Below are 13,386 nucleotides of genomic sequence, written 5' to 3' on the forward strand. Positions count from 1 at the left end.
CCGGGTGGGGGCTGTCAGGTGCCTGGCTCGGGTTTTGCGCGCGGCGCTCGGCCTTACAGGCAATGCACATCCCATGGCTTACCCTCCCGCGCACCAATAGACCTCCCAGTCCATAAAAAAGCCCCGCAGGCCTGCGCCTGCGGGGCAAACGGTTGGGGGAGGAGCCAACCAAAGGAGTCGTGGAACAGGTCGTATCAGCGGGCGCTGGCGACGGTTTCCGGTTGCCAGCCGCCGCCCAGGGCCTTGTAGATCGAGACGATGCCGCGGTACAGCTCGACCTCTCCCTGGGCTTGCGCATCTTCCGCACTGAGCCGCTCACGCTCGGCATCGAGCAGCACCAGGTAATCCACCGTACCTTCGCGGTAACGAACCGAAGCCAGCTCTGCTGCCTTGCGGCTGGCATCGCTCTGGCGCATCAGCGATAGCAACCGCTGCTGGGTCTTGTCGTAATCGCTGAAGGCATTGGCCGATTCTTCCAGGGCCAGCAAAACCTGCTGTTCATAGTTGGCCAGCGCCCCTTCGGCATCGGCCTTGGCGCCGCGCAAGCGCGCCCTCACGCTGCCCAGGTCGAAGGCCGCCCAGGTGATGCTCGGGCCGAGGGCCCAGGCGTTGGCTGCCGAGGAACCGATCTGCGAACCGCGGGCGGCAGTAAAGCCGAGGAAGCCACTGAGGCTGACGCGGGGAAACAGGTCAGCCGTGGCCACGCCGACATTGGCCGTGGCCGCCGCCAACTGGCGCTCGGCACTACGGATGTCCGGGCGACGACGCAGCAGTTCTGCCGGGTCTCCCACCGGCAGCGCCTTGGCGATTGCCGGCAGGGCCTTGGGCGACAGGTCGACACTGAGCGCCTCGGGGCGCTGGCCAAGCAAGGTTGCGATACGGTGCCGGGCACGGGCCTGTTCCGCCTGCAGCTGTGGCACCGTGGCCTCGACCCCGGCGAGGCGCGCATCAGCACGCACCACATCGAGGTCGTTGCCGACGCCAGCGTCCCGCAGGGTTTCAGTGATGGCCCGCGATTCCTGCTGGGTCTTGAGGTTGGCCAGGGCGATCTTCTCGCGCAACTGTGCACCACGCAGCTGGCCATAGGCATCGACCAGCTCGGCAATCAGGCTGACCTGCAGCTGCTGCAGGTCGGCCGCAGCCACCGCTTCCTGGGCTTCGCTGGCTTCGATCTGGCGCTGGATGCGGCCAAACAGGTCAAGCTCCCAGGCCATGTCCAGGCCCAGGTCGTAACGCTCGCTGTTCACGCGCTGGGTGGTCTGGCCGGGGATCTGGCCCTTGCCGATATCACTGCTGGCGCGGCTGGTGACTACCGGGAACTGATCGTTCTCGGCGTCTTCACGGATCGAGCGGGCCGATTTCAGGCGGGCGAAGGCCACGCGCAGGTCACGGTTGCCATCCAGCGAAGCCTGCACCAACTGGTTCAGTACCGGGTCGTCGAACTGCTTCCACCACAGGCTTTCGAAGCGGCTACGGTCGTACGCCTTGGCCTGTACGTCGCTGGCCAATTGCGCAGGTTCTGTGGCTGGTGCCTGGTAGTCCGGGCCTACCGCGCAGGCTGCCAAGGCCAGCGCCAGCAGGCTCGGGGTCAAGGGTTTGAGCAGGTTCATGCATGGCTCTCCAGCGAGTGCACGCGTTCGGCCTTGCGGGCCTGGCGGCGTTCGACGAAACGGCGGATCAGGAAGAAGAACACTGGGGTGAGGAAGAGGCCGAACACGGTCACCCCGATCATCCCCGAGAACACTGCCACGCCCATCGCATGGCGCATTTCCGAGCCGGCACCGGAGGAGAACACCAGCGGGACAACACCCATGATGAACGCGATCGAGGTCATCAGGATCGGTCGCAGACGCAGACGGCAGGCTTCCAGCACTGCGGCCAGCGGGTCGAGGCCTTCGGCCTGCTTGTCCTTGGCAAACTCGACGATCAGGATCGCGTTCTTGCACGCCAGGCCCACCAGCACGATCAGGCCGATCTGGGTGAAGATGTTGTTGTCACCACCGGAAATGATCACCCCGGTAATCGCCGACAGCAGGGTCATCGGCACGATCAGGATCACCGCCAGCGGCAGGCTCCAGCTTTCGTACTGGGCAGCCAGCACCAGGAACGCCAGCAGCACGCACAGCGGGAAGACGAACAGCGCGGTGTTGCCCGCCAGGATCTGCTGGTAGGTCAGGTCGGTCCATTCGAAGGTCATGCCATTGGGCAATTCCGCTTTCAGCAGCTTCTCCATTGCCGCTTCTGCCTGGCCAGAGCTGTAGCCCGGGGCCGCAGCACCGTTGATTTCCGCGGTGATGAAGCCGTTGTAGTGCATGACCCGGTCCGGCCCGGAGGTGTCGCTGACCTTGAGGAAGGTCGCCAGCGGGATCATCTCGCCGAGGTTGTTGCGTACCTTCAGCTGGCCGATCTGTTCGGCGTCGAGGCGGAACTGCTGCTCGGCCTGGACATTGACCTGGTAGGTGCGGCCAAAGCGGTTGAAGTCGTTGGTGTACAGCGAGCCCAGGTAGACCTGAAGGGTATCGAAGATATCGGTGATCGCCACGCCGTGGGTCTTGGCCTTTTCCCGGTCGATGGCCGCATCCACCTGCGGCACGTTGACCTGGTAGCTGGTGAACAGGCCCGCCAGCTCCGGCACGTTGCGGCTCTTGGCGATGATGTTCTGGGTTTCCTTGTACAGCGCTTCGTAGCCCAGGTTGCCGCGGTCCTCGATCTGCAGGCGGAAGCCGCCGATGGTGCCCAGGCCTTGTACCGGTGGTGGCGGGAAGATCGCGATATAGGCGTCCTGGATATCGGCGAACTGGGCATTCAGCGCTGCCGCGATCGCAGCGGCCGACTGGCTCGGGTCCTTGCGCTCGTCGAACGGCTTGAGCGGGGTGAACACGATGCCGCTGTTCGGGCTGTTGGTGAAACCGTTGATCGACAGGCCAGGGAAGGCTACCGAATCGGCCACGCCAGGCTGCTTCAGGGCGATTTCGCTCATGCGCTTGATCACCGCCTCGGTGCGGTCGAGGCTGGCCGCGTCAGGCAACTGGGCGAAGGCTACCAGGTACTGCTTGTCCTGCGCCGGCACGAAACCGGTCGGGGTGGACGAGAAGCCCAGGTAGGTCAGGCCCATCAGGCCGGCATACACGAACAGGGCGATACCGCTGGAGCGGATGACCCGGCGCACGCCACCGACGTAGCGGTTGGAAGCGCGGTCGAAGAAGCGGTTGAACGGCGCGAACAGCCAGCTACCCAGCAGCTTTTCCAGGAACCGCGAGAAACGGTCCTTGGGCGCATGGTGGTCCTTGAGCAGCACCGCTGCCAGGGCCGGCGACAGGGTCAGCGAGTTGAAGGCCGAGATCACCGTGGAGATCGCGATGGTCAGGGCGAACTGCTTGTAGAACTGCCCGGTCAGGCCCGAGATGAATGCGGCAGGCACGAACACGGCGCACAGTACCAGGGCGGTGGCGATGATCGGGCCGGTCACCTCGCTCATGGCTTTTTGCGTGGCATCCAGCGGTTTCAGGCCCAGGCCGATGTTGCGTTCGACGTTTTCCACCACCACGATGGCGTCGTCCACCACGATACCGATGGCCAGGACCAGGCCGAACAATGACAGCGCGTTGAGCGAGAAGCCGAACAGGTGCATGACCGCGAAGGTACCGATCAGCGAGACCGGCACCGCCAGCAGCGGGATGATCGAGGCGCGCCAGGTCTGCAGGAACAGGATCACTACCAGCACCACCAGCACCAGCGCTTCGAACAGGGTGTGCACCACCGCTTCGATGGAGCCACGGACGAACACGGTCGGGTCATAGACGATGCTGTAGTCCATGCCTTCGGGGAAGTCCTTCTTCAGCTCGGCCATTTTCGCCCGCACTTCGTCGGAAATCTCGATGGCGTTGGAGCCAGGGCGCTGGAAGATCGGGATGGCGACCGCCGGCTGGTTGTTCAGCAGCGAGCGCAGGGCGTACTGGCTGGAGCCGAGCTCGACCCGGGCGATGTCCTTCAGGCGGGTGATTTCACCGTCGGCACCGGCACGAATGATGATGTTCTCGAACTCTTCCTCGTTGACCAGGCGGCCCTGGGTGTTGATCGACAGCTGGAAGCTGGTCGAGCCCGGGGCGGGCGGGGCGCCCAGCTGGCCGGCAGCCACCTGGCGGTTCTGCTCGCGGATCGCGGCCACTACGTCGCTGGCAGTGAGGTTGCGCGAAGCGGTCTTGTTCGGGTCGAGCCACACGCGCAGCGAGTAGTCGCCCATGCCGAACAGTTGCACGTCGCCCACGCCGCCCAGGCGCGCCAGCTCGTCCTTGATGTTGAGGATGGCGTAGTTGGACAAGTACAGCATGTCGTAACGGTTGTCAGGCGAGGTCAGGTGCACGACCATGGTCAGGTCGGGCGAGGCCTTGTCGACGGTGATACCGATACGGGTCACTTCCTCGGGCAGCTTGGGCTGGGTGCGGGTGACGCGGTTCTGCACCTGCACCTGGGCGTTGTCCAGGTCGGTGCCCAGGGCGAAGGTGATGGTCAGCGTCAGCTTGCCGTCAGCGGTGGACTGCGAAGACATGTACAGCATGTTCTCCACACCGGTGATGGCCTGCTCCAGCGGCGCCGCGACGGTCTCGCCGATGACCTTGGGGTTGGCGCCGGGGAAGTTGGCGCGCACCACCACGGTCGGCGGCACGACTTCGGGGTATTCGCTGATCGGCAGCTGGAACAGCGAGATCGAGCCTGCGATCAGCAGCACCAGCGACAGCACTGCGGCGAAGATCGGCCGGGTAATGAAGAATTTCGAGAAGTTCATCGGTGGGGTCCCTTAACCGCGTGGCGCCGGGGCGCTGGCGACTTTCACGTTATTGCCCGCCACCTTCGGCGCCGGGTTGCTGGCCTCCAGGGCCTGGCGCTGCTGGGCGAGGGCGGCGAGGGTCTGTTCACTGGCCATCGGGGTCTCTTCCGGCGTGACCGGCGAACCCGGGCGTACACGCTGCAGGCCCTTGACCACGATGCGGTCGTCCTTGCCCAGGCCGCTGCGCACGATGCGCAGGCCTTCCAGCTTCGGCCCCAGTTCGACGGCGCGGTAAGTGGCCTTGTTGTCCTTGTCCATCACCAGCACGAACTTCTTGCCCAGGTCGGTGCCCACCGCTTCGTCGTTGATCAGCACGGCGTGGTACTGGGCGCTGCCGACCAGCTTCAGGCGGGCGTACAGGCCGGGGGTGAACTGGCCGTCGCTGTTGTCGAATACCGCCCGGCCACGGATGGTGCCGGTGCGCGGGTTGACCTGGTTGTCGACGAAGTTCATCTGCCCCAGGTGCGGGTTGCCGGTTTCGTTGGTCAGGCCCAGGTACACGGGGGTGCTCTGGCCACGCTGGCCTTCGCGGGCCAGCTGGGTGTACTTGAGGTACACGCGCTCGTCGGCGTCGAAGTAGGCGTACACCTTGTCGGTAGACACCACGCTGGTCAGCGGGGTGACATCGGCAGTCACGATGTTGCCGGCAGTGAACTGGGCACGGCTGACCCGGCCGCTGATCGGCGCGGTGACACGGGTGAAGCTGAGGTTGAGGCGGGCCAGGTCAAGCTGGGCCTGGATCGCGTCAACCCCGGCGCGGGCTTCGGCGGCGGCGCTGCTGCGCGATTCGGCCAGTTCTGCGGAGATTGCGTTGCTGTCACGCAGGCGTTCGCCGCGGCGCGCTTCGTTGGCGCTGCGGATGGCAGTGGCCTTGGCCTGCTGCAGTTGCGCTTCGAGGCGGCGGACCTCGGCCTGGAACGGGCGTGGGTCGATCTGGAACAGCAGGTCGCCTTTCTTGACCTGGGCGCCTTCGGTGAATGCCACCAGGTCGATCTGGCCGGACACCCGCGGGCGTACTTCGACGGTTTCCGGGGCCTCGAGGCGGCCGGTGAACTCGTCCCATTCATTGATCGGTTGCTCGATTACCTTGGCCACACTGACCTTCGGCGCGGTGGGAGCCTGCACTGCGTCGGGGGTTCGGCCGCAAGCGCTGATCACCACCACTGCCAGGGCAGCGAGGGGAAAGCGCAAGGGTTTGAGTGATTGTTCCATGGAGAACTCCGCCAGAATATGAGTAGTGGGCGGAGTGTGAGTGTCTTGCGCGCAAGGCACGAATCGAACGGGACGAAGGTCATTATCACGCCGAATGATATCTGCGGAGCGATCATCGACGCCAACCTCGGTTTGCCGGTCGGGGCGCATTGCAGAGCGCCGCGCGGCGTACAGGCGCAGGTGCCCACGCCTTAGTGAATGCTCGACGCCAGCTCGAAGATCGGCATGTACATCAGGACCACGATCAGGCCGATCAGCAGGCCGATGAACGTCATCAGCAGCGGTTCGAACAGTTTGACGAACCATTCCACCCAGCGGCCGATCTCCTGGTCGTGAAAATCGGCGCAGCGCTCCAGCATCTCGCCGAGGTTACCGGACTGCTCACCGGCCCGCAGCAGGCGCAGCGAGACCGGCGTCACCAGTTGCCCGGCCTGCAGCGCTTCGGACAGCGGCAGGCCCTCGCCGACCCGCTGACAGGCCTGCTCCAGGCCTTGGGCCGCGACGCTGCCGAGGAGTCCGTGAGCCATGCCCATGGCGCTGAGGACCGGAATGCCGCCCTGCAGGAGGATGCCCAGCGAGCGGTAGAAGCGTGCCAGTTCGTACATCAGCAAGCGCTGGTGCAGCGCCGGCACACGCCGCAACTGGCGGGCGGCCCAGCGCCGCACCCGTGGCCGGCGGCGTAGCAGCCACAGCAGCGTGAGCAAGCCGATGCCGCCCAGTGCCAGCGGCAGTTGCCAGGCGTGCAGGAACAGGCCGACCTGCATGAGGCCGCGGGAAAGCCAGGGCAACTCACTGCCCATGCCCTCGAACACTTGGCTGAAACGCGGCACCACGTAGCCCAGCAGGAACAACACTACGCCACCGCCAACCAGCAACAGCAGCAAGGGGTAGACCGAAGCGCCCAGCAGCTTCTGCCGTACCAGGTCCAGGCGCTGGCGGTAGCCGATGTAGCGGGTGAGGGCGTCAGCCAGCGCACCGGTGCGCTCGCTGGACTGCACCAGCGCCACGTAAAGCGGCGGGAACGCCCGTGGTTGCGCGGCCAGGGCCTGGGACAGCGAACGGCCCTCGTACAACTGGCGGACCAACTCGTTCAATACCTTGCGCGTCGCGCCTGCCGGGGACTTTTCCGCCAGGCTTTCCAGCGCGTCGATCAGCGGCAGGCCGGCGCCGAGCAGGGTCGCCAGCTCCTGGCTGAACAGCACCAGCTCGAAGCTGGCCTGGCGGCGCCTGGCCAGCTGCCACAGGGCGCCACCCTGGCCATGCAGGCTGAGCACACGCAGGCCCTGGTCCTTGGCCTGCCGGCGGGCCTGCTCGGGGTCCTCGGCGTCGATCTGCAGCTGCACCACGCCCTGCCTGCCCAGGGCCTTGAGGACATAGCGCATGGCCGCGCTGCCTACTGCCAGCTGGTGACTTCGGCGTTCTCGCCGTCGCCACCCGGCTGGCCGTCCTTGCCCATCGACAGCAGGTCGTATTCAGCGCCGTTCTCGCCGGGTTGCCGGTAGATGTACGGCCGGCCCCATGGGTCTTGCGGCACGGCCTTCTGCAGGTACGGGCCGGTCCAGCGCGTTTCGCCGCTGGGCGCGACCACCAGTGCCTGCAGGCCTTGCTCACTGTTGGGGTAATGGCCGACTTCGAGCCGGTACAGATCCAGGGCCTTGCTCAGCCCCTCTATCTGCGCCCGCGCGACCTTGGCTTCGGAACGGCCGAGCTGGCTGAAGTACTTGGGCGCAACGATGCCGGCCAACAGGCCGAGCACCACCAGCACGACCAACAGTTCGAGCAGGGTGAAGCCACACTGGGGGTTGGTTCTGCGCTGCATGGTGAAGCCCTCCGCTGCATCGGGACTCGTGTTGTGCAGGCACCATGCAACAGCCGTGCACGTCTGCCTCAGGGCCTTGCGCCATGCCGCAACGGAAGCGGCACAGTGCTTGCGTCGTGCTCATCGACCTTGGGTTTTCCGGGGCATTTCCCCCCAGTTTGGGGGCACGACGAAGAGGCGACCGACATGCGTGGACTCATTCTCGGTTTGGTCTGGCTCGCCGCAGGCGCTGCCCAGGCCGATGTGTACGTGTCCATTGATGCCAAAGGCAGCTACATACTGACCAACGTCCATCGGCCCGGGCGCCTTTACGAAACCGTGATCAGCGAGCCGCAGGGCCAGGCCGGGCCGGCCAACGCGCAGCTGATCACCGGGCGCCCCTACGCCAGGCTGGTGGCCGCCGCAGCGCGCACCCACAATGTTCCACCGGCGCTGCTGCATGCGGTGATCAAGACCGAGTCCGGTTACAACCCCAAGGCGCGGTCACCGGCGGGCGCGGTAGGGTTGATGCAGCTGATGCCGGACACCGCCCGTGAAATGGGCGTGCAAGACCGCCTGGACCCGGAAGACAACGTGCAGGGTGGGGCGCGCTACCTCAAGCGCATGCTCGACCTGTTCGACAACGACATCACCCTCGCGGTAGCCGCCTACAACGCCGGCCCCGAGGCGGTGCTACGCCGCGGCGCGGTACCGCCGTTCGCCGAGACCCGGCGCTATGTGCCCGATGTGTTGCGGGAATACCGCAGGTTGCAAGGCCTGACAGACAGCAGGCCGTGACCGACCAGCAGGCGCCGAGGCCCACCGGGCGCGCGCTGGCAGCCGGGACCAGGCAATACCCTTCGGCGGATAGCATCGGGCCGAAGCGATGGCTTCCCCGACTCTGGGCTAACCTTCTGAAGGTGCCCAGCCGTGGAGTCCGCCATGGACATCCCCCCTCGTTCCGACACTATCGAAGTGCCTGCCTGTAGCGAGCTGGCCACCTCGCGCAGACCGTTCGACCTGCTGCGCTGGTACGCCTGGGTCAGCCTGGCGATCATTGTTTCGGTGGCGGCCGGGCTGGGGCTGATATCCAGCCGTTTCATCATCGACGAAAGCGTCGAGCGCGATGCCTTGCTCACCGCTCAGTTCATTACCTCCATCGCCGACGCCGAAGTGCGTCATGTGTCGATCCCCAATGTGCGCACCATGGGTGAGCTTCTCGACCCGCGCAATGATGGCAACAACCTGCTCGACCTCGACCCGGACGCCCGGCGCAGGGCACGGGGCGAGTTCCTCGACCATATCGCCCACCTGCCCGACATGCTGCTGGTCAATATCTATGCGCCCGACCGAACGGTGATCTGGTCCACCAACCCGGCGCTGGTCGGCAAGCTGATCGAAGGCGATGCTGACCTGGAGCGGGCCTTCGACTACAGGATGCGGGTCGCGGCCAGCTATCAGGGCGTCGACCAGGTGCGTGCCGAACGGAAGTTTGTCGCCCCGCCCGAGCAGCTGTTCATCGAGAACTACATTCCGCTGTTCACTGCTGATGGTGAGCAGGTCACGGCGATGGTCGAGATCTACAAGGAGCCCCATGACCTGATCGGGCGCATCGAGCGTGGGCTAGTCCTGATCTGGCTGGCGATCGCTGTCGGCGCCGGCCTGGTCTATTTCGGCCTGTACGGCATCATGCACCGCGCCGCGCGGCTGCTGGCGGTGCAGCAGAAACGCCTGGTCAACAACGAAACCTATGTGGCGCTGGGCGAGGTGTCTTCGGCGGTGGCCCACAGCCTGCGTAACCCACTGGCCAACATCCGCTCCAGCGCCGAACTGGCGCAGGCCTTCGACGATGGCCCGGCGCAGCGCAACGTCAACGAAATCATCAGCCAGGTCGACCGCATGTCGCAGTGGATTCGCCAGATGTTGCAATCGCTGCGCCCGATCGACGATGAGGCGGTGGCGGTGGACCTGCCGCAGGCGCTGCAGGATAGCCTGCAGGCCTATGCGGTACCGCTGGCGCGCGGCGGGGTGAGCCTGGATCTGCAGGCATTGCCGGCAGTGCAGATACTGGGGCACCCGGCGCTACTGCGGCAGGTTTTCAGCAGCCTGATCGCCAACGCCCTGGAGGCGATGGAGCAGGGTGGGCGGCTGCGTGTCGAGGTGGTACGGCATGACCGGCGGAGCCTGATCCTGCGCCTCTGCGACAACGGCAAGGGCATGAGCGAAGCGCAGCAGCGCATGGCCTTCCGGCCCTTCTTCACCACCAAGCAGGGTGGGCTGGGTGTGGGGCTGGTGCTGGTGAAACGCATCATGGAACGCTTCGGTGGCACGGTCCGGCTTAGCAGCCGCGAAGGTCTTGGCACCCGGGTTTCGTTAGCTTTTCGTCTGTTCAATGCTTCTGAAAAAATTAGAAAACGTTCATAACCTGCTGTTTCTAAAGGAAATGCGTGATTTGGGTGAAATGCCCCAAATGTGGGGATTTTTCCTCTACTGGGGCTTAACAAAATTTGCTAACTCCTTGATTCGTAAAGATTGTTAGGTGTTTTTAATGGCTGGCCGGATTTTTGCTGCCCGCTAGGTGAAGCGCGACAATGTATGCAGCTGCGGCTGCCGGGGTGGATGCACATGCAGATGTTGCAGAACGACGTTCAAGGCAAGGCCACTACGACCGCTCGCGGTCTGGCCATGCCAATGCTCGAGTTCAACCTGCTGCGCTGGTTCTCACTGATCAGCCTGCTGATCATTACCGCCGTGGCGGGTGGGCTGGGTTATGTGTCGACACGTTTCGTGGTGCGCGACAGTGTCGAGCGCGACGCCATGCTGACCGCACAGTTCATCCAGGCCATCGCTCTAGCCGAGGTGCGCCATTCGCAATTACCGCCGGGCAGCACCATGGGCGAGCTGCTCGATCCCCGCCTGGACCAGCAGCACTTGCAGTTCAGTCCGGCGCTTGCCGAATCGACCCGGGTGGAATTCCTCGACCATGTCGCGCACCTGCCGGACATATTGCTGGCCAACGTCTATGCCCGCGATCGCACCATCATCTGGTCAACCAACCCGGCGCTGATCGGCGAGCGCATCGAGGCCGATGGCGACCTCGACCGCGCTTTCCACTCGCGCAAGGCTGTCTCGGCCAGCTACCACCAGGCCAACGATGACCGCGAAGAGCAGAAGTTCCAGCGTGAACCGCGTTCGCTGTTCATTGAAAACTACATTCCGCTGTTCGACAGCCAAGGCGAACAGGTGCTGGCCATGGTTGAAATCTACAAGGAGCCCCAGGACCTGGCCCGGCGCATCCAGCGCGGCTACGTGTTGATCTGGGCCTCGACTTTGGTGGGTGGGGCGCTGATCTACTTCGGCCTGTTCTGGATCGTGCGGCGTGCCGCGCAGCTGCTGCACCTGCAGCAGGACCGGCTGGTGGCCAATGAAACCTATGTCGCCTTGGGCGAGATGTCATCTGCGGTGGCGCACAGCCTGCGCAACCCGCTGGCGAACATCCGCTCCAGCGCCGAGCTGGCTCAGGAAATCGCCGCCCCTGCGGCGCAAAAGAACATCGCTGACATCATCAGCCAGGTCGACCGCATGTCGCGCTGGGTACGCGATTTTCTGGTGTCGCTGCGCCCCACCAGCGACGAGGCCGAAGCCGTGGACCTGGTGGCGGCCATCGAGGATACCCGGCTGGCTTTCGCCCAGCAGATCGAGCGCAACGGCATACGCTTCCGCTACGAAGGCCCCGCTCTGCAGTGGGTGAACAGCCAGCCGCTGCAGCTCACGCAGATTCTCAACAGCCTGTTTTCCAATGCCCTGGAAGCCATGCCTGAGGGCGGCCTGCTGTGCGCCCAGGTCAGCGTGCAGGATGGCCAGCGCGCCGAGTTGGTCCTGGTCGACACCGGCAAGGGCATGAGCCAGCAACAGGAACGCATGGTGTTCAAGCCGTTCTACACCACCAAGCAGGGCGGCCTTGGCGTAGGCCTGGCCCTGGTCAAGCGCATCATGGAGCGTTTTGGCGGTTCGGTCAGCCTGAGCAGCCGTGAACAGGAAGGAACCCGCGTCAGCCTCACATTCAACATTGCAGCGGGAGGGGCCCATGGAGCACAGCATTCTGGTCGTCGAGGATGATGAAGTCCTCGCCGACAACATCCGTACCTACCTCAGCCTCAAGGGCTTCGAGGTCACCCTGTGCGACAGCGCGGAACAGGCGCTGGAGCACATCAAGCGGGCCCTACCCGATGCAGTGCTGACCGACAACTCGCTGCCGGGCATGAGCGGGCACGACCTGCTGCGCACCCTGGTGGCACAGGTGCCGGACCTGAAAGTGATCATGATGACCGGTTACGGCAATGTCGAAGATGCGGTACAGGCCATGAAGGAGGGGGCGTTCCATTACCTGACCAAGCCGGTGGTACTGGCCGAACTCAAGCTGACCCTGGACAAGGCCCTGGCCACCGAACGCATGGAGCGCACGTTGTCGTTCTACCAGGAGCGCGAGGCGCAGAAGTCCGGCTTGCAGGCGTTGATCGGCGAATCGCCGTGCATGCTGACCCTCAAGCATACTTTGCGCCAGCTGCTGGACGCCGAGCGGCGCATGACCAGCAACGACTTGCCGCCGGTGCTGATCGAAGGCGAGACCGGCACCGGCAAGGAACTGGTGGCGCGGGCCCTGCATTTCGACGGTTCACGCAGCAAAGGGCCGTTCATCGAGTTCAACTGCGCCTCGATCCCGGCCAACCTGCTGGAAGCGGAGCTGTTCGGCCACGAGAAGGGCGCTTTTACCGATGCCAAGGAGCGCCGGGTGGGCTTGGTGGAGGCGGCCGATGGCGGCACCCTGTTCCTCGACGAGATTGGCGAAATGGACCTGACCTTGCAGGCCAAGCTGCTCAAGTTGCTGGAGGACCGCAGCATCCGCCGCATTGGTGCGGTGAAGGAGCGCAAGGTCGACCTGCGGGTGATCAGCGCCACCAACTGCAACCTGGAACAGATGGTGCAGCAGGGCAAGTTCCGTCGCGACCTGTTCTTCCGCCTGCGCATCATCGCCCTGAAAGTACCGCGCCTGTATGCCCGTGGCCAGGATGTGCTGCTGCTGGCGAGGCACTTCCTGGCCCACCATGGCAGGCGTTATGGCAAACCGAACCTGCGCTTTTCCGCCGAAGCGGAAAACCTGATGCTCGGCTACAGCTGGCCGGGCAATGTACGTGAACTGCGCAACATGCTGGAGCAGACCGTGCTGCTGGCTCCGAACGACGTGGTGCAGGCACACCAGCTGAACCTGTGCCTGACCTTGATTGACGAGCCAATGGTGCAGCAACCGGCACCTGCGATGTTCGACATCCCCCGGCATGAGCCCGAGCCGGGGACCAGCCTGCCGGACATGGAGCGCGACCTGGTGTGCAGGACCCTGGACCGCACGGACTGGAACGTGACCAAGTCTGCGCGCATGCTCGGCCTGTCGCGGGACATGCTGCGCTACCGCATCGAGAAGCTGGGGCTGACCAGGCCGGACAAGCGCCAGTGGTGATGCGCTGCCACAGGTAGATGGCAGCTTCCGGTT

At 64.7% G+C, this 13,386-nt stretch carries 9 protein-coding genes; 4 read left to right on the forward strand and 5 right to left on the reverse strand.

The genetic code is table 11. From position 1 onward, the window contains the following. Positions 1-194 precede the first annotated feature (194 nt). From QSV36_RS23600 to gspG, 5 genes are all read right to left on the reverse strand, one after another. Positions 195-1,610: an efflux transporter outer membrane subunit gene (locus tag QSV36_RS23600; protein ID WP_289135048.1), complete on the reverse strand. Its 1,416-nt coding sequence runs from the start codon at positions 1,608-1,610 to the stop codon at positions 195-197. Further along, positions 1,607-4,786, reverse strand: coding sequence for an efflux RND transporter permease subunit (locus tag QSV36_RS23605; RefSeq protein WP_289135051.1), 3,180 nt, complete (start codon positions 4,784-4,786; stop codon positions 1,607-1,609). The genes QSV36_RS23600 and QSV36_RS23605 overlap by 4 nt, the downstream gene beginning before the upstream one ends. Positions 4,787-4,798: 12 nt before the next feature. Then, a complete protein-coding gene (gene mexE, locus QSV36_RS23610) occupies positions 4,799-6,040 on the reverse strand; it encodes a multidrug efflux RND transporter periplasmic adaptor subunit MexE (RefSeq protein WP_289135053.1) in 1,242 nt (413 codons plus the stop codon). 191 nt (positions 6,041-6,231) lie between these two features. Further along, positions 6,232-7,422: a type II secretion system F family protein gene (locus QSV36_RS23615; RefSeq protein WP_289135056.1), complete on the reverse strand. Its 1,191-nt coding sequence runs from the start codon at positions 7,420-7,422 to the stop codon at positions 6,232-6,234. 11 nt (positions 7,423-7,433) lie between these two features. Then, entirely contained in the window at positions 7,434-7,859 is a 426-nt protein-coding gene (gene gspG, locus QSV36_RS23620; RefSeq protein ID WP_289135059.1) for a type II secretion system major pseudopilin GspG, read from the reverse strand. Positions 7,860-8,045: 186 nt separating this feature from the next. On the opposite strand from gspG, the gene QSV36_RS23625 reads away from it, so the two are divergent. The 4 genes from QSV36_RS23625 (at position 8,046) to QSV36_RS23640 (ending at position 13,353) form a co-directional block, all read left to right on the forward strand. Then, positions 8,046-8,636: a lytic transglycosylase domain-containing protein gene (locus QSV36_RS23625; protein ID WP_289135062.1), complete on the forward strand. Its 591-nt coding sequence runs from the start codon at positions 8,046-8,048 to the stop codon at positions 8,634-8,636. A gap of 144 nt (positions 8,637-8,780) precedes the next feature. Next, a complete protein-coding gene (locus tag QSV36_RS23630) occupies positions 8,781-10,262 on the forward strand; it encodes a sensor histidine kinase (protein ID WP_289135064.1) in 1,482 nt (493 codons plus the stop codon). Between the two features lie 201 nt (positions 10,263-10,463). After that, positions 10,464-11,957 (forward strand): sensor histidine kinase, encoded by a 1,494-nt coding sequence (locus QSV36_RS23635; protein ID WP_289135067.1) that lies wholly within the window; start codon positions 10,464-10,466, stop codon positions 11,955-11,957. Then, on the forward strand, positions 11,926-13,353 hold the full coding sequence (locus QSV36_RS23640) for a sigma-54-dependent transcriptional regulator (protein ID WP_289135070.1): 1,428 nt from the start codon (positions 11,926-11,928) through the stop codon (positions 13,351-13,353). Before QSV36_RS23635 ends, QSV36_RS23640 begins: the two co-directional genes overlap by 32 nt. Positions 13,354-13,386 lie beyond the last annotated feature (33 nt).

The organism is Pseudomonas sp. BCRC 81390, assembly GCF_030341915.1.
Lineage (GTDB): Bacteria > Pseudomonadota > Gammaproteobacteria > Pseudomonadales > Pseudomonadaceae > Aquipseudomonas.